The sequence below is a fragment of the Mesorhizobium sp. P2_D5 genome, assembly GCF_056404355.1.
In genome coordinates this window covers 60,687-84,512 of sequence record NZ_JBFUEE010000004.1, presented here as the reverse complement: position 1 = coordinate 84,512, position 23,826 = coordinate 60,687, and the positions used below count along the sequence as shown (strand labels likewise).

Below are 23,826 nucleotides of genomic sequence, written 5' to 3'. Positions count from 1 at the left end.
CGCGATACCGGTGCAGGGTGCTGCAAAGCAGGTGGCACTCGGCCGAGTGAACGATCAGGGCCTTTCGCCGCGCCGCAGCTTGCCTTCAATCGCGGCAATCACGGGCAGCAGATCGGCGACGCCCTTGACGACGAAATGCGCGCCGGCGGCCGTGAGCTTGGCCGATGCCTCGGCCCGTTTCATCCTGAACACATCCGCAGCCATAGCCTGCGTCTCCGCCAGCGTGTGACCAAAGACATTGCCGGTCACCGCCACGCCGACGGTCCAGGCGCCCGCATTGATCCCCTCGCCGATACCGACCTCGGTGTCATCGACCTTGACACACAGCCACGGCGGATAGACGCCGAGTTCGGTCAGCGCTTTCCAGAGCATGAACGGCGTCGGCCTGCCGTCGGGCGTATCGCCGGTGCAGACCAGGCAATCCGGCGAAAAGCCCTGCGCGGCGGCAACCGGCAGTATCTCCGCCATGATGTCGCGCGTGTAGCCGGTTGTCGTGCCGATCTTGAGGCCGCGCTTCCGCAGCGCCTTGACCACGTCGACAACACCGGGAATGACATCCGAGAACCGCGCCGCCACAGCCCGGTTCCTCGGCACGAATACGCCATAGATGGCGTCGATGTCGGCATTCGTCGGCGCATGACCGTGCTGCTCCGTCCAGGCGGCGGCGATCCTGGGCTGTGCCAGCAGTGCTGCGATGTGCGGGCGCTTAGCCATTCCCATTGGCCCCCTCGCCTCGTCGACGCTGATCGCCACGCCGAATTCGGCGAAGGCCTCGACAAAGACACCCATCGGCGCCAGCGAACCGTGATCGACAACGGTGCCGGCCCAGTCGAGGACGACGGCGCGAAGCAAACCGTGGGTGGGCATCATGCGATCTTCCTGGCGTCCGCCGTGGTTGAACCGAAAAGCTCGTCCACAACCTCTTCGCCGATCGCGAACGAGGTGCTGGCGCCGGTGCCGCTGGTGATCATGACCAGCCGCACGCCCTCCCGCGGCGCGTCGGCGAACATTGTCTGGCCGGTTGCTGAGGCATAGATGCCGGTCCAGCGTTCCAGCACGGGCGGCGGCGGGCCACCAAAGACGGCGCTGAACTCCTCAAGGATGAGGTCGTCGACACGCCCCGAGGCGAACGGATCTGGCGTTGTCGCATAGTGGTGTGAATCGCCCACCACGAGCGTGCCATCGGCACTCTGGACGACGATTAGATGCACGCCGTTGTCGAGCGCGTCGCCTTGCTCGACTTCCAGCCGGCTTCGCAAAGCGGCGGCTTCTGGCAAAGCGGCGTAACCGCTGTAACGCGCCAGCCCAAGATCCGACATCACCGCTGCCGGCAACCGGAAGCCGGGATCGGCAAGGCGCATCATCTGCAATTTGCAGCGCGTGACGCCGTATCGCGCGATGCGATCGGGGTACAGCGTGGCCAGGTCGTCGCCCGGGCAGACGATCACCTTGTCGGCGAAAACCGGACCCCGGCTTGTCTCGATATCGGGCGGCTCGATAGAGCGTACCGCCGTCTCGCGCCGGAATTCGACGCCATGCTTTTCGGCGAGGAAGGTTGCCAGTTGCGGGATGGCCTGGCGCGACTCGACACGCACATCGTGCGGGCTCCACAGGCCGCCGGCAAAATTCCGGCCCGCCAGTTCTGGATGGTCGCGGCGAAGCGCATCGGGTTCGAGCAGCAGGCAACCCTCGCCCATCTCGGTTTGAAGAAACGCCTCGATCACCGAGAGCGCTTCCGGACGGCGCGCGACGACGACCAAGCCGCGCTGGATGACCTTGATGCCGGCGGGCGCGGCCAGTTCCAGCCAGATGTCGCGAGATCGCATCGCACGGCGCCATACCTGGCCGCGTTCCTGACCACTGACCGTAACAAAGCCGAAATTACGCACTGAAGCGCCGTTGGCCTGAGCGTCACGGTCTATAACGACGACGCTGAGACCACGACGGACGGCGGCGAGCGCATGGGCGAGACCGACAATGCCGGCGCCAACGATGGCGAGGTCGAATTTTTCTTGCCGGCGCATCGTTATCTCACACCATCATTCTCAGGCTTCGTGCTGGAAAGGCTATTCAGACTACGCCGATGTGACAGTAGCGTGTAGGTCCTGATGGCCTTGTCGTCTCGGACAACGTCCATGCACAGCCACGCCGAGGCGGCAGGAAAAGCTCTGGCGAAATACGTTCGATTTGCGTATCACTCCGCCGCGTCAACGGAACCTTTGCCAATGTTCGAAGATCTGCAGCCCGCCCCCGCCGACAAGATCCTTGCCCTGATCGGCCTCTATCGCGCCGATCCGCGTCCCGACAAGGTCGATCTCGGTGTCGGCGTCTACAAGGATCGCGATGGCAAGACGCCGGTCATGCGCGCCGTGCGCGAGGCCGAAAAGCGCCTGCTGCAGGGCCAGGACACCAAGACCTATCTCGGCCTGGCCGGCGATGTCGGCTTCAACGCGGTGATGGCCAAGCTTGCCTTCGGTCCAGGCGCCGACATGACGCGCATCCGCGCCGCACAGGCGCCCGGCGGCTCCGGCGCACTGCGGCTGGTGGCGGAATTGCTGAAGCGGACACGTTCGGACGCGACGGTCTGGCTTTCGGACCCGACCTGGCCGAACCACATGCCGGTGATGCGCGCCGCTGGCCTGCAGATCCGCGAATACCCCTATTTCGATGCGGCTTCGGGTGCCGTTCGCTTCGACGACATGCTGGCAGCGCTGCGGACGGCAAACAGCGGTGACGTGGTGCTGCTGCATGGCTGCTGCCACAACCCGACTGGCGCCAACCTCGACAGCGCGCAATGGCCTGCCGTTGTCGATCTGGTGGTCGAGCGCGGCCTGCTGCCGTTTGTCGACATCGCCTATCAGGGCTTTGGCGATGGCCTTGAGGCCGATGCTCTCGGCTTGCGCCTGCTGGCCGCGAAGGTTCCGGAAATGGTCGTCGCGTCGAGTTGCTCGAAGAACTTCGCAGTCTACCGCGACCGCGTCGGCGCGGCGATGATCCTGGCCAAGGACGGCGCCCAAGCCGATCTGGCGATGGGTCAAATGCTATCGGCGGCGCGCGCCATGTATTCGATGCCGCCGGATCACGGTGCTGCCGCTGTGCGCATCGTGCTGGAAGACGCCGCGTTGCGCGGGGACTGGGAGGCCGAACTCGAGGAGATGCGGCTGCGTATGCTCAGGCTTCGGGTCCAGTTCGCCGACGCACTGCGCCGGCAGTCCAATTCCGACCGTTTCGATTTCGTTGCCAGCCACCGGGGCATGTTCTCCCGCCTTGGCCTCACGGAAGCGCAGGTCGAGCGGCTGCGTGCCGAGCACGGCATCTACATGGTCGGTGACAGCCGCATCAACGTCGCCGGTCTGCCCGAGGGCGGGATGGACGAACTCGCCAAGGCGATCGTTTCCGTTCTTGATTGACAGGCCGGGTACCCAGCAACTGTGGACAAGACTCCCTCGCCGGCTGACAACGTTGGCCGCGCGAGTGGCCGCGCGGTAGCATCGGTCGTATGACGCCATCGAAAGACATTTCGCGCCTGATCGAGATCATGGCGGCGCTGCGAGCGCCGAAAACCGGTTGTCCATGGGACATCGAGCAGGATTTCTCGACCATCGCGCCCTATACGATCGAGGAGGCCTACGAGGTGGCGGATGCCATCGCGCGCGGTGACCTCGACGATCTGCGCGACGAACTCGGCGACCTTCTGCTGCAGGTCGTCTACCACGCGCAAATGGCCGAGGAGGCCGGTGAATTCGCCTTCGGCGATGTGGTCCGGGCCATCACGACGAAGATGATCCGTCGCCATCCGCATGTCTTCGGCGACGAGGAGGCCCGCAGCGCCGGCATGGCCAAGGGCATGTGGGAAAAGATCAAGGCCGAGGAAAAGGCGGAAAAACGAGGCGCCCGCCTCGCCCGCGGTCTCGACCCCGAGGACAATGGCAAGGGGTTTCTGGACAGTGTTCCGGTCAACCTGCCCGCGCTGACGCGAGCGCTGAAACTGCAGGAGAAGGCCGCCCGCGTCGGCTTCGACTGGAGCGAGGCAGCGCCTATCCTCGACAAGATCGAGGAAGAGATTGGCGAGTTGCGCGAGGCGCTGGCCAATGGCGACACCGCGTCGATCAAGGACGAGTTCGGCGACATGCTGTTTGCCGTCGTCAATCTCGGCAGGCACCTCAAGCTCGATTCAGAAGCCGCGCTGAGCGGCACCAATGAGAAGTTCCGCTCACGCTTCCACTATGTCGAGCAGGCTTTGGAAAAGTCGGGTAACACGCTGGACAAAGCGAGCCTGGCCGAGATGGAAGCGCTCTGGCAGGAAGCAAAAACCGTGAAGTAAGCGACGTTACCCTTTGGTTTTAGCGCGTAATCTGCTTTCGATCTCTTCGCGCGCGCTTTGCGTCGCCTTGAGCGAGATGGTGGCGCTGCCGTTGTCATTGTCGGTTCGCGAAACGACGTCGCCATTGCGGTAAAGCCAGTCGACAAGACCGAACTGTGCCGGCTCGATCGTCACCGTCAGGTCTTCGAGTTCGCCCGCCATGCGCGTTTCGATGATCGCCTTCAGCGCATCGATGCCCTCGCCGGTCACCGCCGACACCGCGACCGGCGGCGCCTTACTGGCGTCGGCGCCATCGGCAAGCAGCCGGTTCCTGTTGCCTTCGTCGAGCCTGTCGATCTTGTTCCACACTTCGATGACCCGCTTGGCGTCGCCGGCATCGACACCGAGATCGGCGAGGATGCGTTCGACATCCTCGGCCTGCGCGGCTGTATCGGGATCGGAAATGTCGCGCAGGTGGATGACGAGGTCGGCCTCGACCACCTCTTCCAGGGTGGCGCGGAAAGCGGCGATGAGATGCGTCGGCAGGTCCGAGATGAAACCGACCGTGTCCGAAAGGATGATCGGCGTGCCATGCGGCAGGCGCACGCGGCGCAGCGTTGGGTCAAGGGTGGCGAACAGCATGTCCTGAGCCAGCACGCCGGCTCCGGTCAGCCGGTTGAACAAGGTCGACTTGCCGGCATTGGTGTAGCCGACGATCGCCACCACCGGAAACGGCACCTTCTTGCGCTTGGCGCGGTGCAGGTCACGGGTGCGGCGCACGGTTTCCAGTTCGTGCTTCAGCTTGATGATCTTGTCCTGAAGCACGCGCCGATCCGATTCGATCTGCGTTTCACCGGGACCACCGAGGAAGCCGGCACCGCCGCGCTGGCGCTCGAGGTGGGTCCAGCTGCGCACAAGACGGCCCTTCTGGTAATTGAGATGGGCAAGCTCGACCTGCAGCGTGCCTTCCTTGGTGCGCGCACGCTCGCCAAAAATCTCAAGGATCAGGCCGGTGCGGTCCAGCACCTTGGCATTCAGTTCCTTTTCGAGATTGCGCTGCTGCACCGGCGTCAGCGGATGGTCGACGATGACCACTTCCGCATGACCCTCTTTGACGATTTCGGCGAACTCGGCGACTTTGCCGCTGCCGAGCAACGTCGCCGGGCGCGGATCGTTGACGGTCACCACCGCCGTGTGGATCAGGTCAAGGCTGATGGCGCGGGCAAGGCCGACGGCCTCGTCGTGACGAGCGTCAGCCGAACGCGTCAGCCGCGGACGGTTGGTATCGTCGTCACCGCGCGGCTGGCGCGTAAGCACCGGCACGATGACAACGGCCCGGGTCGGGCCCTTGGCTTCCGTCCCGGGATGATGTGCTGGTTTTCCGCGAACTGGTGCGTCCGCGTCTTTCTCACGTGCCAATCAGGCGCCCTGGCTTTCCTCGCCATCGAACATCTGAACCGGCTGGCTCGGCATGATCGTGGAAATGGCGTGCTTGTAGACGAGCTGGGAATGACCGTCGCGGCGCAGCAGGACACAGAAATTGTCGAACGAAGTGACCACGCCGGTCAGCTTCACGCCGTTGATAAGGAAGATGGTGAGCGGGTTCTTGCTCTTGCGAACTGAATTCAGGAACAGGTCCTGAAGGTTTTGCGATCGTTCCGCCATTGTTCTTGTCTTTCGCCGATCCCCTTCGGTTTGCAAGCCAATGCGCCAAATTAACGGGCACATGTCAAGCGCGCAAACACCCTCTTGTCGTCAGTAACGACAAGCAGAACGAGATAAATTGATGTTCATTCCACCTGTGCGGTTATCAGGCTGGACTTTTTTCCGCAATGTCAAAAAAGGCCTTACGCAAGGAAAGTGTTACTGAGCCGGGGTGTCCATTGGCAACCGGATCGCCGTCGATGGCCACCACCGGCATGGCAATTGTGGTCGCGGAACTGATGAACGCCTCACGCGCTGCCTTGGCCTCGGCGACGGAAAAACCACGTTCCTCGATCTTCAAGCCAAGGCTGGCCGCCACCTCGAACATGGTCGTGCGGGTGATGCCGCGCAGGATGCCATGCTCGGCCGGCCTGGTGACCAGAACGCCATCCGTGGTGACGATCCAGGCGTTCGACGAGCCGCCTTCCTTGACCATGCCGTCGCTGTCGACGAACCATGCCTCCTGCGCACCGGCTTCCTTGGCCTTCTGCTTGGCCAGCACGTTAGGCAGCAGTCCGACGCTCTTGATATCGACCCGGTCCCAGCGATTCTCCGGCACGGTGATGACCGCAATGCCGGTTTCAGCCCGCTTTGCTCCGGCGGCAGGATCGGCTTTCCTGGCTGTGACCACCAGGGACGGCCTGGTGTCCGCCGACGGGAAGACAAAGTCGCGGCTGGCGACGCCACGCGTGACCTGGACATAGACCAGGCCATTGGCGACATGATTGCGGTTGACCACCTCGCGCAGGATGAGCGGCAGGACACCGCGCGTCACCGGCCAGGCAATCGACAGTTCGGTCAGCGAGCGGTTCAAACGGGCCAGATGGCGCGGCATATCGACGATGAAGCCACGCGCCACCTCGCAGACCTCGTACACGCCATCGGCGAACTGATAGCCGCGGTCCTCGATATGCACGGAAGCGTCCGCATGAGCGACGTAGCGCCCGTTGACATAGGCAATGCGCGGCATTGGCGACCCCTGGATAATTCTCGGGCTTTCTTATGCGATTCCGCCGCTGCCGTAACCGGCAAATGGTTGGCCCAAGCGCGGCCGATCGGACGTCGCGCCTGTCAGACGCCCAGCGACTTCAGCTTGCGGTGCAAAGCGGAGCGCTCCATGCCGATGAACTCGGCGGTTTTCGAGATGTTGCCGCCAAAGCGGTTGATCTGGGCGATCAGATAGTCCTTCTCGAACTGTTCGCGCGCCTCGCGCAGCGGCAGCGCCATGATGTGCTGGTCGGATTGATTCGGCGTGCGCGGCATGACATCGCCGATTTCGGACGGCAACAGGTCGGCGGTGATCGGCGCATCGACGTCATCGCCGCGCGCCAGGATCATCAGACGCTCGACATTGTTGCGCAGCTGGCGGACGTTGCCCGGCCAGTTGTGCGCCTGCAGCACGGCCAGCGCGTCATCGCCGATGCGGCGCGGCTTGATGCCGGCCTGGCGGGCGATCTGCTTCATGAAATTGTCGACGAGGTAGGGAATGTCCTCGCGCCGCTCGGCCAGTCCCGGCACCATGACCGGAACCACCGCCAGGCGATGGTAAAGATCCTCGCGGAAACGGCCGTCGGCAATCATCGCTTCGAGGTTCTGCGAGGTCGAGGAAATGATGCGGACGTCGACCTTGACCCGCTTGGTGCCGCCTACGCGCTCGAACTGCTGCTCGACCAGCACGCGCAGGATCTTGTTCTGCGTCTCGCGCGGCATGTCGGCCACTTCGTCGATGTAGAGGATGCCGCGATGCGCCTCCTCAAGCGCGCCGACCTTGCGCTCGACACCGTTCGATTCGGTGCCGAACAGCTCGATCTCCATGCGCTCGGGCGTGATGTTAGCGGCGCTCAGCGTGACGAATGGCGCGCCCTTGCGTGCCGACAGCGTGTGGATGGCGCGCGCGGCCAGTTCCTTGCCCGAGCCTGAGGGGCCGATGATCATGACACGGCTGTTGGTCGGCGCGACGCGCTCGATGGTTTGGCGCAGCTGGCTCATCGCCGACGACATGCCGATCAGATCGAAGGTTTCGCCGCTGCGCAGCTTGAGGTCGGAAACCTCGCGCCGCAATTTCGAGGTTTCGAGCGCACGCTCGGCAATGAGGATCAGCCTGTCGGCCTTGAACGGCTTTTCGATGAAGTCATAGGCCCCGCGACGAATGGCGGAGACTGCCGTTTCGATGTTGCCGTGACCGGAGATCATCACCACCGGCAAGGTCGGGTGCATCGTTTTGATCTCGTCGAGCAGCGCCAGGCCGTCCAGACGCGAGCCCTGCAGCCAGATGTCGAGGAAAATCAGCCGCGGCGCCCGGTCGGCGATCGCCGCCAATGCGCTGTCGGCATCGAATGCCGTGCGGGTTTCGTGACCTTCGTCGCTCAGGATGCCTGCGACGAGTTCACGGATGTCTTCCTCGTCATCGACGATGAGAATATCAGACGCCATTACCGACCTTTTCAGTTTCTCGTTCGTTTTCCGACCTGCTTTCGCCACGCGGAAGCGCGACCGCCACAGGCGGCAGGATGATGCTGATCATCGCGCCGCGCCCGCCGTGGAAATCCGCGGGCGCATCATGAAGTTCCAGCCTGCCGCCATGGTCCTCCACGATCTTCTTGACGATAGCGAGACCGAGCCCGGTGCCCTTCTCGCGTGTGGTCATATAGGGCTCGAGCAGCCGTTGGCGATTCTCGCGCGGCAGCCCCTTGCCATTGTCGATGACGTCGATGCGAATCGCGCCATTCTGGCGGCCGGCTTGAATCCGAATTATGCCGTGCGAACCATCCTTCTGTTCCAGCCCATCGATTGCTTCGGCGGCGTTCTTGATCACATTGCCGAAAGCCTGCGCCATCAGCCGGCTGTCGAACGTGCCCTTGAGCGGCTCGCTGCCGAATACCCGTTCGAAGGTGATGTCGGCGCGGCTGACCTCGACCAGGAACGAGGCCTCGCGCAGCGATTCGCGCAGGTCGATGGCCTTCATTTCGGGCTTCGGCATGCGGGCGAACGCCGAGAACTCGTCGACCATGCGGCCGATGTCCTCGACCTGCCGGATGATGGTGTCGGTGCACTGGTCGAAAACCTCGCGGTCCTCGGTGATGACCTTGCCGTAGCGGCGCTTGATGCGCTCGGCCGACAGCTGGATCGGCGTCAGCGGGTTCTTGATCTCATGCGCGATGCGCCGCGCCACGTCGGCCCAGGCGGAGGAGCGTTGCGCCTGAACCAGATCGGTGATGTCGTCGACCGTCACGACATAGGATTTTTCCTCCGCGCCGTCGTCGCCGGCCTCGATGGTGATCTGCACGTTGAAGGTTCGCTCGGCACCGGCACGGTAGAAGGTCACCTGCTCGCGATAGACGGGTTTGCCGGACTTGCGACCGATCTCGAAGACGCGGCCGACATGCGGCAGCACGGCGGAGAGGTTCTGTCCAAGTGCAGCGTTGGCGGATATCGCCAGCATCGCCTCGGCCGAGCGGTTGACGATGGTGACGATGCCATAGGGGTCGACACCAATGACGCCGGCGGTGACACCGGCAAGCACCGCTTCGGAGAAACGGCGCCGTTCGTCGATCAGGTCCTTGGCGGACAGGATCTCGTTGCGCTGTGATTTCAGTTCGAGAAGCATCTTGTTGAACGTGTCGCCGAGCGAGGCGACATCGCCGTCCGATGGCCTGACGGGAACCGCGACGTCGAGATTGCCGGTCGCCACCTCGTCGGCGGCGCCGATAAGCTGGCGAATCGGCCGCACCAGGCGATCGGCAACGGCAATGCCGGTCCAGATCGCGGACAGGATGATGATCAGCGTCAGCGACAGATAGGGCAGCGCGAAGGCCACCTGCGACGTGCGCCTGTTATCTTCCAGCCCGCGATATTCGTCGGTGTTGGATCTGACGATCTGCCGCGCCTTGATCACTTCGGGATCGACGAGGCGAATGGTGTAGAGATAGAGCCCATCGATCTCGCGCAGCTTGACGATGGCGCCCATGATGTTGCGCGTTTTCGGCTCTATCAGCACCGGCTTGCCGTCGGAGGCGCTGGCCACGGCGCCTTCCGGCGGCTCGGGCATGGCGAAATCGGTGTCGGTCTTGGCGCTCATGACGAACGAGCCGTCGGGTTTGATCAGCGCTGCATGGGCCAGCGACCGGCCCACGGCTTCCTTGTTCATCAGGTCGAGAAAGCCAGTCCGATCAAGGCCATAGAGCGTCCTTGACGCGTCGAGATCATAGGCCATCGACAGCGTCGTGCCCTGGAGGTTGCGGGCGTTTTCCTGGACATAGGCATCGGCGATCGACAATGACGAATTGACGATCGTCTTGGTGCGGATTTCGAACCAGCGGTCGAGGCCGATGTCGAGCGTGATCGAGGCGATGATCGCCACCATGATGGCGGGAATTGCGGCGACCAGGGCAAACATTGCGACGATGCGCACATGCAGCCGCGAGGCCGCCTTGCCGTGCCGGCGAGCCATCAGGATGCGGTGTACTTCGCGTCCGACCAGCGCGATGAGGAACAGGACGAATATGGCATTGAGGGCGATCAATGCGAGCGTCGTCGACTCGTTGGGCGTAATCGGCGTGGCGCCGACGAGGATGGTGAACGAGATCGCCGCCGTCACCAGCGCGCCGCCGACCGCGACCACACCGGGCAGCGCAAGCAGCCTGCGCCCGTCGCGTGCGCCGGGTTCGCTGAAAAGCGGTTGGTTGAGTGTCGGTGCCTGCGGAGCCATGTCGCCGTCTAGAGCCATCATTGCGTCGGATGTATGCAACGCATTGTGGCGATTATGCAACAAGTGTGACCGAGACGGAAATCTTTCGCGAGATGGTCCCCTGAAAAGAGCCCGGGCTCGGATCAGGGCTCAGGGCTGTCGCGATGATTTGTAGACGTTGACGCCGAGGTCGCGAATCTTCTTGCGCAGCGTGTTGCGGTTCAAGCCCAGCAGTTCGGCGGCCTTGATCTGGTTGCCGCGGGTTGCCGTCATCGAGGCCAGGACCAGCGGATACTCGACCTCGGACAGAATGCGCTGGTAGAGACCGGCAGGCGGCAAATCGCCGGCAAACGAGGCGAAATAACGCTGCAGGAAATGCTCGACCGCCTGGCCGATGGACAGGTCGTCGGGAATGAGGTTGCCGCCGCCCGGCACCACCGGGCGCTCGCCGGTCTTGAGCTCGGCTTCGATGATCTCGGCCGAAATCTCATCCTGCGAATAGAGCGCGGCGAGCCTGCGGACGAGGTTTTCCAGTTCGCGCACATTGCCCGGCCAGGGGTAGCGCTTCATCAGTTCGATGCCGCCCGACGAAATGCGCTTGGTCTGCAGGCCTTCCATCTCGCCGAGCTTGAAAAAGTGCCGCACGAGGTCGGGCACGTCCTCGGAGCGCTCGCGCAGCGCCGGCAGCCTGAGCGGCACGACGTTGAGGCGATAGAAAAGATCCTCGCGGAAAAGCCCCTGGTTGATCAGCGTGCGCAGATCCTTGTTGGTGGCGGCGACGATGCGCACGTCGGTCTTGATCGGCGTGCGTCCGCCAACGGTCGTGTACTCACCCTGCTGCAGGACGCGCAGCAGGCGCGTCTGCGCTTCCATCGGCATGTCGCCGATCTCGTCGAGGAACAGCGTGCCGCCTTCGGCCTGTTCGAAGCGACCGGTGGAGCGGTTCTGGGCGCCGGTGAAGGCGCCCTTCTCGTGGCCGAACAGTTCCGACTCGATCAGGTCACGCGGGATCGCCGCCATGTTGATGGCGACGAACGGGCCGCCGCGGCGGCGGCCATACTCATGCAGCGCACGCGCCACCAACTCCTTGCCGGTGCCGGATTCGCCAGAAATCATCACCGTCAGGTCGGTCTGCATCATGCGCGCCAGCATGCGGTAGATGTCCTGCATGGCCGCCGAGCGGCCGACCAGCGGCATCGCGTCAGGTTGCTCTTCCGGCCGCGCATCGATCTTCGGCCGCCGCGGCTCGGAAAGCGCCCGGTTGACGATGTTGAGCAGTTCGGTCAAGTCGAATGGCTTCGGCAGATATTCATAAGCGCCGGTTTCGGATGCACGGATCGCCGTCATGAAGGTGTTCTGGGCGCTCATGACGATAACGGGCAGCTCCGGCCGCGCCTTCTTGATGCGCGGCAGCATGTCGAAGGCGTTCTCGTCCGGCATCACCACATCGGTGATGACCAGATCGCCCTCGCCCGCCGCCACCCAGCGCCACAATGTCGAAGCGTTGGAAGTGACGCGCACCTCGTGACCGACGCGCGAAAGCGCCTGGTTGAGGACGGTGCGGATCGCCGCATCGTCGTCGGCGACGAGAATATTGCCGCGAACGGTCATTTGCGGTCTCCTTCACCGTCTTCATCGGCGCCGTATGGCACCTCTTTCCAGGCCGGCATCAGAATGCGGAATGTGGTCCCGCGCGGCGTCGATTCGCATTCGATGATGCCGCCATGCTCGCCGACGATCTTGGCGACCAGCGCCAGCCCCAGCCCCGAGCCGTTCGGCTTGGTGGTGATAAAGGGATCGAACAGGATCGGCAGGATATCTTCCGAGACGCCGGAGCCATTGTCGCGCACGCAGAATTCCAGCGGCAGCGATACGCGATCCTGCGTGCCCGGAACGGAAACACGGATGCCCGGCCGGAAGGCGGTCGACAGCACGATCTCGCCCTGCGGGTCACTGCCGATTGCCTCGGCGGCGTTCTTGACCAGGTTGAGGAACACCTGGATGAGCTGGTCGCGGTTGGCAAACACCGGAGGCAACGAAGGATCATAATCCTCCATTATCTTGATTCTCTTGGCAAAACCGTTCTTGGCAATCGCCTTCACATGGTCGAGAACGACGTGGATGTTGACGGGGTAGCGATCGATCGGCCGCTCGTCGGAAAACACCTCCATGCGGTCGACCAGCGACACGATGCGGTCGGTCTCGTCGGTAATCAGCCGCGTCAGCGCGCGGTCCTCGTCGGAAGCCGACAGTTCGAGCAGCTGGGCAGCACCGCGGATGCCGGAGAGCGGGTTCTTGATCTCGTGGGCAAGCATCGCCGCCAGGCCGGTCACCGAGCGCGCAGCGCCGCGGTGCGTCATCTGCCGGTCGATCTTGTCGGCCATTGACCTTTCTTGGAACATCACCACGACGGAGCCTGGAAATTCCGGCACCGGCGCGACATAGAGATCGACGACCTTCTCGATGCCCAGGCGCGGCGACGACACGTCGACCCGGTATTCGTTGACTGGAGCGAGGCGGTCGCGCACCTGATCGACCAGCGACAGCAGCGGGCTGCCGAAGGGAATGAGTTTCGACAGCGTGTTGCGGGCGAGCATGGTCGCGCTTGAGCGGAAAAAGTCCTCGGCATCGGCATTGGCGTAGGTGATGAACCCTTGCTCGCTGATCATGATCACCGGGCGCCGGATGGTGTTGAGCACGATCTGGGCGGCATCCGCCATTTCAACACCCTGGCCAACGGCGGCGATCATGCGGCGCTCCGCAGGTTCAGCGGTTGCGGATCGCGCGAAAACACATCGCGCAGCAAGGCGATGACGCGGGCAGGCTCGAATGCCGTCAATATGGCCTTTCGACTGTCGTCAGCGACATCGCCGGCATGACGGTCGAGATACCAGCCAAGATGCTTGCGCGCCTGGCGCAGGCCACTTTCGACGCCATAGAGCGCCAGCATGTCCTCGTAGTGGGCCACGACATAGTCGGCCAGCGCCATCCGGTTCTGCGGCACCTTGGCCGCTGCCTCGCCCGTCGCGGCCGCCGCGATGCTGCCAGCGATCCAAGGCGCACCGTAATGCGCGCGGCCGATCATCACGGCATTGGCACCTGACTGGTCGAGAATGGCAGCCGCTTCCGCCGGCGAAGAAACATCTCCATTGGCGACGACCGGGATCGACACGGCTTCCTTGACCCGGGCGATGGCGCGCCAGTCGGCCTTGCCCTGGTAGAACTGGCAGCGCGTGCGGCCGTGCACCGTCACCATCCTGACACCGGCCTGTTCGGCGCGGCGCGCCAGCATCGGGGCGTTGAGTGCGCCTTCGTCCCAGCCCAACCGCATCTTGACCGTGACCGGCACCTTGACCGCGCCGACCACGGCGTCGATCAGCGACAGCGCGTGGTCGAGATCCAGCATCAATGCCGAGCCGGCATAACCACCGGTGACCTTCTTGGCCGGGCAGCCCATGTTGATGTCGATGATGTCGGCGCCCTCGCCAGCGGCGATCCGCGCGCCTTCCGCCATGTGCGCCGCCTCGCGGCCGGCAAGCTGCACCATGTGAACCGGCAGGCCGGAATGACGAATGCGCAGGTCGCAACCGGCCCTGCCCTTGGCAAGCTCGCCGCTGGCCACCATTTCGGATACGACAAGACCGGCGCCATGGGCATGGGCGCGCTGCCGGAACGGCTCATCGGTGATGCCCGACATCGGCGCCAGGAACACGCGATTGCGAATTTGCACGCCGCCGACGTCGAGTGGCGCGGCCAATTTGGTCACATCAGGCATGCACAAAAACCAAGCATATTAGTTCGCTGCACATTCTCTAGCCAGAACCGGCGCAATGTGCAACGCGGAATGACGTCACATTAAGGCGCAATTGGGAAAAATGCTGGCCTTCTGAATTGGCGCCAGACGCCCCTTGGAAGGCGCAAAGGACGCCTTCGAAGTTCATATTTGGCGCACGATCTTTTCCGAAAACCGATTACACTTTTCGGGATCGTGCGCTAAGCCAATCTGCATGACTGACGCAAGTGAAAATTCGAGTGACGATGGCAAGGTCGCCGTGGTGATCGTCGCCGCCGGCCGCGGCGCTCGCGCCGGGCAGGCCAACGGACCCAAGCAGTATCAAAGTATTGGCGGCCACGCCGTCATCGCCCACACGATTGAGATTTTCCTGGCCCACCCGCGGACCAGCGAAGTTGTTGTCGCCATTCATGCCGACGACCACGAGTTGTTCCAGCAGGCGGCAGGCGCCAACGCCGAGCGGGTCATCGCCATCATGGGCGGGGCGACCAGGCAGGCGTCGGTGCGGCTCGGTCTGCTCGCACTGAGAGGCCACGCGCCGGGCCGGGTTCTGATCCACGACGCCGTCCGCCCGTTCGTCGATGCGGAGTTGATCGACCGGACCATCGACGCCATCGGCGAGCGCGAGGGCGCGCTGCCCGCCCTGCCCGTCGCCGATACGCTGAAGCGCGAGTCGGCCGCTGGCGTCGTGGGAGAAACCGTTTCCCGCAACGGACTTCACGCCGCGCAGACGCCACAGGGCTTTCCGTTCTGGCCCATTCTTGCCGCGCACGAGAAAGCCCATCACCTGGGAAAAATGGACTTCACCGACGACGCCGCGATCGCTGAATGGGCGCATATTCCGGTAAAGATCGTTCCGGGTTCACCGGACAATGTCAAACTCACCTGGGCACGGGATATTGCAATGGCGGACCAACGGCTTTCCGGCGAACGTGCGCGCTTCCCCGACATCAGAACCGGCAATGGCTACGACGTCCACGCCTTCGAACCTGGCGACCATGTCACCCTGTGCGGCGTCGCCATCCCGCATGACAAGAAACTTTCGGGCCACTCCGACGCCGATGTCGGCCTGCATGCCTTGACCGATGCGCTGCTGGCGACCTGTGGCGCCGGCGACATCGGCACGCATTTCCCGCCGTCCGATCCGCAGTGGAAAGGCGCTGCATCTCGTATCTTCGTCGAACATGCGGCAAAGTTGGTGCGCGAGCGCGGCGGCCGCATCGCCAACGCCGACATCACGCTGATCTGCGAGGCGCCGCGCGTCGGCCCGCATCGCGAGGCGATGACGGCAGCCCTGTCACAGATGCTGGCAATTTCCCCTGATCGCATCTCGATCAAGGCGACAACCAACGAAAAGCTCGGCTTTGTCGGCCGCGAGGAAGGCATAGCGGCCATCGCCACCGCCAGCGTGGTGTTTCCCGGCGAGGTGCCGGAATGACCAACGACGAGCTGGCAAACGCGCTACTTCAGGCCTGCCAGCAGCGCGGCATCATGCTGGCAACGGCGGAAAGCTGCACCGGCGGCATGATCATCGCAGCGCTCACCGACATCGCCGGCTCGTCCGCCGTCGTCGATCGCGGCTTCATCACCTATTCGAACGAAGCCAAGATGGACATGCTCGGTGTTTCCCCCGCCACGCTTGAAGATCATGGCGCTGTTTCACGCGAGACGGCGATTGAAATGGCAAAGGGCGCGCTGGCCCATTCGCGCGCCAAGCTGACGCTCGCGGTCACCGGCATCGCCGGGCCCGGCGGCGGATCGGTGGAAAAGCCTGTCGGCCTGGTCTGGTTCGGGGTCGGGCTGGACGGCGAGACGGTGGCTGCCGAGCACAGGCTGTTTGCCGACAAGGGGCGCGATTTTATCCGCCGTGAAACAGTTGGGCATGCGCTGGAACTGGGACTGCGTGCGCTCGGCCAGACTTAAGGCGCGATGCGCTTTAAGTCTTTGTATTTATGCCTGTCGTAGTTCCGCTGCGCACTTTTGGGCGACATGCATCAGGCCGACGATGCAACACCGTAGATGACGTCGGCGCGCTTCTCGAAAGCCTCGGCGAACATGCGGAAGGCTCGATCGAACATGGTGCCCATCACCGCGCCCAGAATGCGGCTCTTAAATTCATAATCGATGAAGAAGCGGACAATACAGCCGCCGCCATCGGGTTCGAAGCGCCAGACATTGCTTAGATATTTGAACGGGCCATCGATGTATTTCACGTCAATGGTGTTCTCGTCGGGTTTCAGCAGCACCTGCGTGGTGAAGGTTTCGCGGATCGCCTTGTAGCCGATGCTCATGTCGGCGACGAGAACGGTGCGTCCGTCACGCTCCTTGCGCGAGCGCACCGTCAGCGCTTCGCAAAGCGGCAGGAACTGCGGATAGGCCTCGATATCGGCAACCAGTGCGAACATCTGTTGCGGCGTATGGGCAACCCGGCGGGTGGCTTCGAATTTCGGCATGAACCGGCCCTAAAGCGCGTTGCGTTGAAACGGATTCATGCGACGCGCTTTGGATTCCTTGTTTTTATGCATGTCGTTCTCCCAAAACCGAGGTCACTTTTGGGTGACATGCATTAGAGCGATTTCTTGAGAAGCGCTTCCCGCGCCGCACGCAACCTAGCGAAATCGTCGCCGGCGTGATGCGACGAACGCGTCAGCGGGCTCGACGCCACCAGCAGAAAACCCTTGGTCCGGCCGATCGTCTCGAAGGATTTGAACTCCTCCGGGGTGACGAAGCGGATCACCGGATGGTGCTTCTTGGACGGCTGCAGATACTGGCCGATGGTCATGAAGTCGACATTGGCCGAGCGCAGATCGTCCATCAATTGCAGGATTTCGTTCCGCTCTTCGCCCAGGCCCACCATGATGCCGGACTTGGTGAAGATCGACGGGTCGAGTTCCTTGACCCGCTGCAACAGTCGGATCGAATGAAAATAGCGGGCGCCTGGACGAACCGTCAGATAGTTCGACGGCACGGTCTCGAGATTGTGGTTGAAGACGTCGGGCTTGGCCGCCACGACGATCTCCAGTGCGCCTTCCTTACGCAGGAAATCGGGCGTCAGGATTTCGATCGTGGTCAACGGCGTGGCCGCCCTGATGGCGCGGATGACCTCGGCAAAATGCTGCGCACCGCCATCGGCGAGATCATCGCGGTCGACCGAGGTGATGACGACATGGGTCAGGCCCATCTGCTTGACCGCGTGCGCGACGCGGGCCGGTTCATCGGGATCGAGTGCGGTCGGGATGCCGGTGGCGACATTGCAGAACGCGCAGGCGCGTGTGCAGATCTCGCCCATGATCATGAAGGTGGCGTGCTTCTTCTCCCAGCATTCGCCGATGTTGGGGCAGCCGGCCTCTTCGCAGACGGTCACCAGCTTGTGCGACTTCACGATCTCGCGGGTCTCGGCATAGCCCTTCGAGACCGGCGCCTTGACGCGGATCCAGTCGGGCTTGCGCAGCACGTCCTGATCGGGCTTGTGCGCCTTTTCCGGATGCCGCAAGCGCGGTGCGTTGGCAATCGTATCGAGGACAGTGACCATCTGGAAACCTGGTTTGTTCGCGACAGCCAGTCCGGCTTTCGCTGTCATAACGTCATCTAAGACTTTTCAACTCAAAGAAAAAGGCCGCCGCAGTGCATGCCGCGGCAGCCCTTTTCGCATAGCAGCTGTTCAACGATATTAACGGCGCACCAGGCGTCCGACCCAGATCAGCAGGCAGGCGCCGATAAAGCCGGTGATCAGATAGGCGGTCCAGCCGATGCCGAAGACACCGATGTTGAGCGCCTGCAGGATGGCGTTCAGCACGATCGCGCCGACGATGCCCAGAACAATGTTCATGAAGATGCCGGTGTTGCTCTTCATGACCATTTCGGCGAGCCAGCCTGCCAGGCCGCCGATAATGATTGCTGCTATCCAGCCGACGCCATTCAAGTGCATATGCCCTCTCCTTGTGTGATGGGTGAAAATGCATCCGCAAACGAACATCCTTGCCGCCGGGTTCCATCGATTACCCGCGGGCCCGATTTATCACGCGTTCAGCGCCCGGCCATAGGCGTCGAGCACGCTTTCCTTCATCATTTCCGAGAGCGTCGGATGTGGGAAGATGGTGTGCATCAGTTCTTCCTCGGTCGTCTCCAGGTTCATCGCCACGACAAAGCCCTGGATCAGTTCGGTCACCTCGGCGCCGACCAAATGCGCGCCGAGCAGCTGACCTGTCTTCTTGTCGAAGATGGTCTTCACGAAGCCCTGGTCCTCGCCAAGCGCAATGGCCTTGCCGTTGGCGGCGAACTGGAACCTTCCGACTCGGATATCCCAGCCTTCGGCCTTGGCCTTGGCCTCCGTCAGGCCGACGGAGGCGACCTGCGGATTGCAGTAGGTGCAGCCCGGAATCTTGAGCTTGTCGGTGGCATGCACGCCGGGAAAGTTGGCAATCTTTTCGACGCACACCACGCCCTCGTGCTCTGCCTTGTGGGCAAGCATCGGCGGGCCGGCGACATCGCCGATGGCATAAATGCCGGGCACATTGGTCTTGCCGTAGCCGTCGATGACAATACAGCCCCGGTCAGTCTTCACGCCCAGCGCCTCAAGCCCGAGGTTTTCGATGTTGCCCTGCACGCCGACGGCCGAGATCATGCGGTCGGCGGTGATCTTCTCGACTTTGCCATCCTTCATCTCGACATGCGCGGTGACCGAGTTCGCGCCCTTCTCGACCTTGGTTACCTTGGCCTCGAGGATGATCTTCATGCCTTGCTTCTCGAACTGCTTTTGCGCGAATTTCGAGACTTCGGCGTCCTCGACCGGCATCACCGCAGGCAGGAGTTCGACAACCGTCACTTCGGCGCCCATGGTGCGGTAGAAGGAGGCGAATTCGATGCCGATGGCGCCTGAACCCATGACCAGCAGCGATTTCGGCATCTCCTTCGGCACCATGGCCTCGAAGTAGGTCCAGATGAGCTTGCCATCCGGCTCGATGCCGGGCAGCGCGCGCGGCCGGGCGCCGGTCGCCAGAATGATGTGCTTGGCGGTGTAGGTGCCCTCGCCCTTGACGCCTTTCGGCACCGGCGGCTGCGGCTCCATTGGCGTCTTGGCCGTCTTGGACACGACGATCTCACCCGGCTTCGAGAGCTTGGCTTCGCCCCAGATCACGTCGACCTTGTTCTTCTTCATTAGGAAGGCAACGCCGCCATTGAGCCGCAGCGAGACTTTTCGCGAACGGTCGACCACGGCAGAAGTGTCGACGCTGACCTTGCCGTCGAGCTTCAGCCCGTAATCCTTCAGGTGATCCGAATAGTGCATGATCTCGGCCGAGCGCAGCAGCGCCTTGGTCGGAATGCAACCCCAGTTGAGGCAGATGCCGCCAAGATGCTCGCGCTCGACGATCGCCGTCTTGAAGCCAAGCTGGGCGGAACGCACCGCTGTGACATAGCCGCCCGGGCCGGAGCCGATGATGATGACGTCGTAGTTCTCAGCCACGATTTTCTCCTTGATTCACGATTCCAGCATGCCGCGCACGAGGGGCGCTAACGCCTCGCCGATGTTGCGCGTGTTTTCGGCATCGAGATGGACGCCGTCGAGCGGTGTACATTTAGCGACGCTCGCGGCATCAAAAAAGCCGCAGCCCATCTCGTTGGCGGCGGTTTGATAAAAGCCGGCGAGCTTGGGCGACTCGATTGCACCCGTTCCCAACATTTCGGCGTAGTCCACCTTGCGGGTTTCCACGATATGCGGCGGCGCAACCAGGATAATCCTGGGGGCGGCACCGCCGAATGGATAGGCGTGCCCCCGCACGATTTCGACGAGGCGTCGCATGCCATAGGACGCTATGACCGCGCTGCCATGAATCGACGGCTTCATGTCGTTGGAGCCAAGCATGATGACGATCAGATCGATCGGCGAATGCGTGCTCAGGATCGTCGGCAATATCCGGGCGCCGTTTCGGTCCGCGCCGGACAAGAAGTCGTCGTAGGCCGTGGTGCGGCCGCCCAGTCCCTCGGCAATGACGTGGAAGCTCGGTCCGAGCGCTCTCGCCAGTGTGGTTGGCCACTGGTCTTCATGTTCATGTCGGCTCAAAGTCTCCGGGTTGTGTCCCCAGGTCAGCGAATCGCCGTAGCACACAACTGTCTTCATGCACCCACACCCACCTGTGCCTTGATCAAACCGCGTCTCACCCGCCAGCTCACGAACAGCCAGTGAAGAATGATCGTCACCAGGCCCGACAGGCCAAAGCCGACCACCATGGGAATGTCCTTCTTCACCACCGCGGCACCGCTGTCGGCGTAGAGGACAAGCGCGACCAGCAGGGCAAGCATCACCGCAAACACGATCAGCAGCCACTTACCCGTCCTGGCCACCGCCGCGACCGGATCCGTCATGAACTGCGCCACGAAGAAGACGAAGGTAACCATGAAGGTCACCAGCACCGAGAACATGAAAACGAGGATGTATTCTTCCTCGGCGCCAGTGGCGATGGCCAACCACTGCGCGACCAGCCCGCCGGCCAAACCGGAAAGAATGAAAGCGAAAAGGCTGGTGAAGAATGTCCGCACCGCCCTTTCCCTTCCTAGACCAGCATGCCCATCGGGTTCTCGATCAGGCGTTTGAAGGCAACCAGCAATTCGGCCCCCAGCGCTCCGTCGACGGCGCGATGGTCGGTCGACAGCGTCACCGACATCACGGTGGCGATCTTGATCTCGCCATTCTTGACCACCGCCCGCTCCTCGCCGGCGCCGACCGCCAGGATCGTCGCATGCGGCGGGTTGATCACCGCGGCAAAGTCCTTGATGCCGAACATGCCGAGGTTCGACACCGCCGTGGTGCCACCCTGATACTCTTCCGGCTTCAGCTTACGGCTGCGCGCCCGGCTGGCCAGGTCCTTCATCTCGTTGGAGATGGTGGACAGCGTCTTTTCGTCCGCCTTGCGGATGATCGGCGTGATCAGGCCACCGGGGATCGACACCGCAACGCCGACATCAGCATGCTTGTGCTTGACCATGGCGCTTTCGGTCCACGATGCATTGGCATCCGGCACCGCCTTCAGCGCCAGCGCCATTGCCTTGATCACCATGTCGTTGACCGACAGCTTGTAGGCCGGCACGTCACCCTTTTCGGTCTTCTTGACTGGGGCTGCCGCATTGATCTGCGTGCGCAATGCCAAGAGCGCGTCGAGTTCGCAGTCGAGTGTCAGGTAGAAATGCGGGATGGTGGTCTTGGCCTCGACCAGGCGGCGCGCGATGGTCTTGCGCATATTGTCATGCGGGACGAGTTCGTAGGAGCCTTGCTCGAACAGTTTCAGCACCTGCTCGTCCGACATCGCCTTCACCGGGGCGGCAGCAGCAGCCGGAGCCGCCGGTGCCCCTGCGGGCGCTGCCTTGGCGGCAGGTTTGATGCCGCCACCGGCAATCGCCGCATCGACATCGGCTTTCACCACGCGGCCATGCGGGCCGGTGCCGGTCACGGCAGACACATCGACCCCGGCTTCCCTGGCGATGCGGCGCGCGAGCGGCGATGCAAAGGTGCGCTCGCCAGCGGCATGGCCGTTGGCGGCCGGAGCCGCTACTGCCTTGGATGCGGGCGCAGGCTCGGCCTTTGGCGCCTCAGCCTTTGGTGCTTCCGCCTTCGGAGCCTCCGTTTTCGGCGCTTCCGCTTTCGCTGGCGCAGCAGGGCCACCGCTGTTCGCGGCGGCGCCGGCGTCTTCGCCTTCGGCAGCGAGCACGGCGATCAGCGCATTGACCTTGACGCCCTCGGTGCCGGCAGGAACGACGAGCTTCGCAACCGTGCCCTCGTCGACAGCCTCGACTTCCATCGTTGCCTTGTCGGTCTCGATCTCAGCAATGACATCGCCGGGCGAAACCTTGTCGCCCTCCTTGACCAGCCACTTTGACAGATTGCCCTCTTCCATCGTGGGCGACAGGGCCGGCATGGTGATGTTGATTGGCATTTTGTCCTCCCGCCCGGTTCAGCGATACGTGACGGCTTTGACCGCCTCGATGACCTCGCCGACATTCGGCAACGCCAGCTTTTCGAGGTTCGCCGCATACGGCATCGGCACGTCTTTGCCGGCAATGGTGATGACCGGGGCGTCAAGGAAATCGAAGGCACGCTGCGACACCTGGTTGGCGATGTGATCGCCGACCGAGCTCTGCGGATATCCCTCTTCCACGACGATCAGCCGGTTGGTCTTCTTGACCGAGGCGACGACCGTGTCGAGGTCGAGCGGGCGGATGGTCCTGAGGTCGATGATCTCGGCGTCGATGCCCATGCCGCGCAACTCGGCTTCAGCCTTGACCGCATAGGTCATGCCGATGCCGAAGGAGACGATGGTGACGTCCTTGCCGGTCTTGTGGATGCGCGCCTTGCCGATCGGCAGCACGAAATCATCCAGCTTCGGCACGTCGAAGGAATGACCGTAGAGGATTTCGTTCTCGAGGAAGATAACCGGGTTAGGATCGCGGATCGCCGCCTTGAGCAGGCCCTTGGCATCGGCAGCGGTGTAGGGCATCACGACCTTGAGGCCGGGAATGTGGCTGTACCAGGCGGCATAGCACTGCGAATGCTGGGCTGCGACGCGAGCGGCGGCGCCGTTCGGTCCACGGAACACGATCGGCGCGCCCATCTGGCCGCCCGACATATAGAGCGTCTTGGCAGCCGAGTTGATGATCTGGTCGATCGCCTGCATGGCGAAGTTGAAGGTCATGAACTCGACGATCGGCTTCAAACCGGCCATCGCCGCGCCGACGCCGACGCCGGCAAAGCCATGCTCGGTGATCGGCGTGTCGACGACGCGCCGCGGCCCGAACTCCTGCAGCAGTCCCTGCGTGATCTTGTAGGCGCCCTGGTATTCGGCAACTTCCTCGCCCATGACGAAGACATCGCCGTCGCGGCGCATTTCCTCGGCCATCGCATCACGCAGCGCTTCGCGCACCGTGGTCGAGACCATTTCCGTCCCGGCCGGAATATCCGGATCGGCGGCGATTTCCGTCCTCGGGGCGGCTGCGACCGGTGCTGAGGCCTCGCTTTTGGCTGCCGCCGGCGCAGGCGCCGCTGTTTCAGCCTTCGGGGGTTCTTCGCCGATGCCTTCGCCGGCCTTGTCGACATCTTCGCCGTCAACCGCGAGTACGGCGATCACTGCATTGACCTTGACGCCTTCGGTGCCGGCAGGAACCACGATCTTGGCAAGCGTGCCTTCATCGACGGCTTCGACTTCCATCGTCGCCTTGTCGGTTTCGATCTCGGCGATGACGTCACCGGCGACGACCTTGTCGCCCTCGTTCTTCAACCACTTGGAAAGATTGCCCTCTTCCATGGTCGGCGAGAGAGCGGGCATGAGAATTTCGATCGGCATGTCCTTG

At 63.0% G+C, this 23,826-nt stretch carries 22 protein-coding genes; 4 read left to right on the top strand and 18 right to left on the bottom strand.

Annotated features, from left to right (window positions below):
* Nucleotides 1-54 precede the first annotated feature (54 nt).
* The gene (gene phnX, locus AC1DYW_RS18000) at nucleotides 55-870 is read right to left on the bottom strand and encodes a phosphonoacetaldehyde hydrolase (protein WP_477227116.1); all 816 of its coding nucleotides are present in this window, start codon (nucleotides 868-870) and stop codon (nucleotides 55-57) included.
* A complete protein-coding gene (locus tag AC1DYW_RS17995; protein ID WP_477227115.1) occupies nucleotides 867-2,024 on the bottom strand; it encodes a TIGR03364 family FAD-dependent oxidoreductase in 1,158 nt (385 codons plus the stop codon). The genes phnX and AC1DYW_RS17995 overlap by 4 nt, the downstream gene beginning before the upstream one ends.
* Before the next feature lie 201 nt (nucleotides 2,025-2,225).
* Between AC1DYW_RS17995 and AC1DYW_RS17990 the strand changes: the two genes are divergently transcribed.
* Complete coding sequence (locus AC1DYW_RS17990) at nucleotides 2,226-3,410, top strand: amino acid aminotransferase (protein WP_477227114.1); 1,185 nt, start codon at nucleotides 2,226-2,228, stop codon at nucleotides 3,408-3,410.
* A gap of 89 nt (nucleotides 3,411-3,499) precedes the next feature.
* Nucleotides 3,500-4,324 carry a nucleoside triphosphate pyrophosphohydrolase gene (gene mazG / locus AC1DYW_RS17985; RefSeq protein WP_477227113.1) on the top strand — a complete coding sequence of 275 codons (825 nt, stop codon included), beginning with the start codon at nucleotides 3,500-3,502 and terminating at the stop codon, nucleotides 4,322-4,324.
* Between the two features lie 6 nt (nucleotides 4,325-4,330).
* Here mazG and hflX read toward each other — a convergent pair whose 3' ends face one another.
* The 8 genes from hflX to dusB all read right to left on the bottom strand — a co-directional run bounded on the left by hflX (nucleotide 4,331) and on the right by dusB (nucleotide 14,469).
* Nucleotides 4,331-5,722 carry a GTPase HflX gene (hflX, locus tag AC1DYW_RS17980; protein WP_477227112.1) on the bottom strand — a complete coding sequence of 464 codons (1,392 nt, stop codon included), beginning with the start codon at nucleotides 5,720-5,722 and terminating at the stop codon, nucleotides 4,331-4,333.
* Nucleotides 5,723-5,968 carry an RNA chaperone Hfq gene (gene hfq / locus AC1DYW_RS17975; RefSeq protein WP_006202172.1) on the bottom strand — a complete coding sequence of 82 codons (246 nt, stop codon included), beginning with the start codon at nucleotides 5,966-5,968 and terminating at the stop codon, nucleotides 5,723-5,725. It lies immediately after the preceding gene.
* Between the two features lie 145 nt (nucleotides 5,969-6,113).
* The gene (locus tag AC1DYW_RS17970) at nucleotides 6,114-6,977 is read right to left on the bottom strand and encodes a D-amino-acid transaminase (RefSeq protein ID WP_457152298.1); all 864 of its coding nucleotides are present in this window, start codon (nucleotides 6,975-6,977) and stop codon (nucleotides 6,114-6,116) included.
* A 101-nt stretch (nucleotides 6,978-7,078) separates the two neighbouring features.
* The gene (gene ntrX / locus AC1DYW_RS17965) at nucleotides 7,079-8,440 is read right to left on the bottom strand and encodes a nitrogen assimilation response regulator NtrX (RefSeq protein ID WP_095091615.1); all 1,362 of its coding nucleotides are present in this window, start codon (nucleotides 8,438-8,440) and stop codon (nucleotides 7,079-7,081) included.
* Nucleotides 8,430-10,715, bottom strand: coding sequence for a sensor histidine kinase NtrY-like (locus tag AC1DYW_RS17960; protein WP_477227111.1), 2,286 nt, complete (start codon nucleotides 10,713-10,715; stop codon nucleotides 8,430-8,432). The genes ntrX and AC1DYW_RS17960 overlap by 11 nt, the downstream gene beginning before the upstream one ends.
* Before the next feature lie 129 nt (nucleotides 10,716-10,844).
* Nucleotides 10,845-12,305 (bottom strand): nitrogen regulation protein NR(I), encoded by a 1,461-nt coding sequence (ntrC, locus tag AC1DYW_RS17955; protein WP_095091616.1) that lies wholly within the window; start codon nucleotides 12,303-12,305, stop codon nucleotides 10,845-10,847.
* Entirely contained in the window at nucleotides 12,302-13,444 is a 1,143-nt protein-coding gene (locus AC1DYW_RS17950) for a two-component system sensor histidine kinase NtrB (RefSeq protein ID WP_457153211.1), read from the bottom strand. The genes ntrC and AC1DYW_RS17950 overlap by 4 nt, the downstream gene beginning before the upstream one ends.
* Nucleotides 13,441-14,469: a tRNA dihydrouridine synthase DusB gene (dusB, locus tag AC1DYW_RS17945; RefSeq protein ID WP_457153212.1), complete on the bottom strand. Its 1,029-nt coding sequence runs from the start codon at nucleotides 14,467-14,469 to the stop codon at nucleotides 13,441-13,443. Before dusB ends, AC1DYW_RS17950 begins: the two co-directional genes overlap by 4 nt.
* A gap of 232 nt (nucleotides 14,470-14,701) precedes the next feature.
* On the opposite strand from dusB, the gene AC1DYW_RS17940 reads away from it, so the two are divergent.
* Complete coding sequence (locus tag AC1DYW_RS17940) at nucleotides 14,702-15,925, top strand: bifunctional 2-C-methyl-D-erythritol 4-phosphate cytidylyltransferase/2-C-methyl-D-erythritol 2,4-cyclodiphosphate synthase (protein WP_457153213.1); 1,224 nt, start codon at nucleotides 14,702-14,704, stop codon at nucleotides 15,923-15,925.
* The gene (locus AC1DYW_RS17935; RefSeq protein ID WP_457153214.1) at nucleotides 15,922-16,410 is read left to right on the top strand and encodes a CinA family protein; all 489 of its coding nucleotides are present in this window, start codon (nucleotides 15,922-15,924) and stop codon (nucleotides 16,408-16,410) included. The genes AC1DYW_RS17940 and AC1DYW_RS17935 overlap by 4 nt, the downstream gene beginning before the upstream one ends.
* Before the next feature lie 71 nt (nucleotides 16,411-16,481).
* Here AC1DYW_RS17935 and AC1DYW_RS17930 read toward each other — a convergent pair whose 3' ends face one another.
* The 8 genes from AC1DYW_RS17930 to AC1DYW_RS17895 all read right to left on the bottom strand — a co-directional run bounded on the left by AC1DYW_RS17930 (nucleotide 16,482) and on the right by AC1DYW_RS17895 (nucleotide 23,819).
* Complete coding sequence (locus tag AC1DYW_RS17930) at nucleotides 16,482-16,940, bottom strand: type II toxin-antitoxin system RatA family toxin (protein WP_095091621.1); 459 nt, start codon at nucleotides 16,938-16,940, stop codon at nucleotides 16,482-16,484.
* Between the two features lie 113 nt (nucleotides 16,941-17,053).
* A complete protein-coding gene (gene lipA, locus AC1DYW_RS17925; RefSeq protein WP_379025166.1) occupies nucleotides 17,054-18,019 on the bottom strand; it encodes a lipoyl synthase in 966 nt (321 codons plus the stop codon).
* Nucleotides 18,020-18,157: 138 nt separating this feature from the next.
* Entirely contained in the window at nucleotides 18,158-18,415 is a 258-nt protein-coding gene (locus AC1DYW_RS17920) for a GlsB/YeaQ/YmgE family stress response membrane protein (protein ID WP_379025117.1), read from the bottom strand.
* Nucleotides 18,416-18,505: 90 nt separating this feature from the next.
* Nucleotides 18,506-19,951: a dihydrolipoyl dehydrogenase gene (gene lpdA / locus AC1DYW_RS17915; protein ID WP_095091623.1), complete on the bottom strand. Its 1,446-nt coding sequence runs from the start codon at nucleotides 19,949-19,951 to the stop codon at nucleotides 18,506-18,508.
* Between the two features lie 15 nt (nucleotides 19,952-19,966).
* Nucleotides 19,967-20,605, bottom strand: a complete 639-nt coding sequence (locus AC1DYW_RS17910; RefSeq protein ID WP_477227110.1) for an SGNH/GDSL hydrolase family protein — start codon at nucleotides 20,603-20,605, stop codon at nucleotides 19,967-19,969.
* Nucleotides 20,602-21,024, bottom strand: a complete 423-nt coding sequence (locus AC1DYW_RS17905; protein ID WP_457155043.1) for a hypothetical protein — start codon at nucleotides 21,022-21,024, stop codon at nucleotides 20,602-20,604. Before AC1DYW_RS17905 ends, AC1DYW_RS17910 begins: the two co-directional genes overlap by 4 nt.
* A gap of 14 nt (nucleotides 21,025-21,038) precedes the next feature.
* Entirely contained in the window at nucleotides 21,039-22,415 is a 1,377-nt protein-coding gene (locus AC1DYW_RS17900) for a pyruvate dehydrogenase complex dihydrolipoamide acetyltransferase (RefSeq protein WP_477227109.1), read from the bottom strand.
* An 18-nt stretch (nucleotides 22,416-22,433) separates the two neighbouring features.
* On the bottom strand, nucleotides 22,434-23,819 hold the full coding sequence (locus AC1DYW_RS17895; RefSeq protein ID WP_457155030.1) for a pyruvate dehydrogenase complex E1 component subunit beta: 1,386 nt from the start codon (nucleotides 23,817-23,819) through the stop codon (nucleotides 22,434-22,436).
* Nucleotides 23,820-23,826 lie beyond the last annotated feature (7 nt).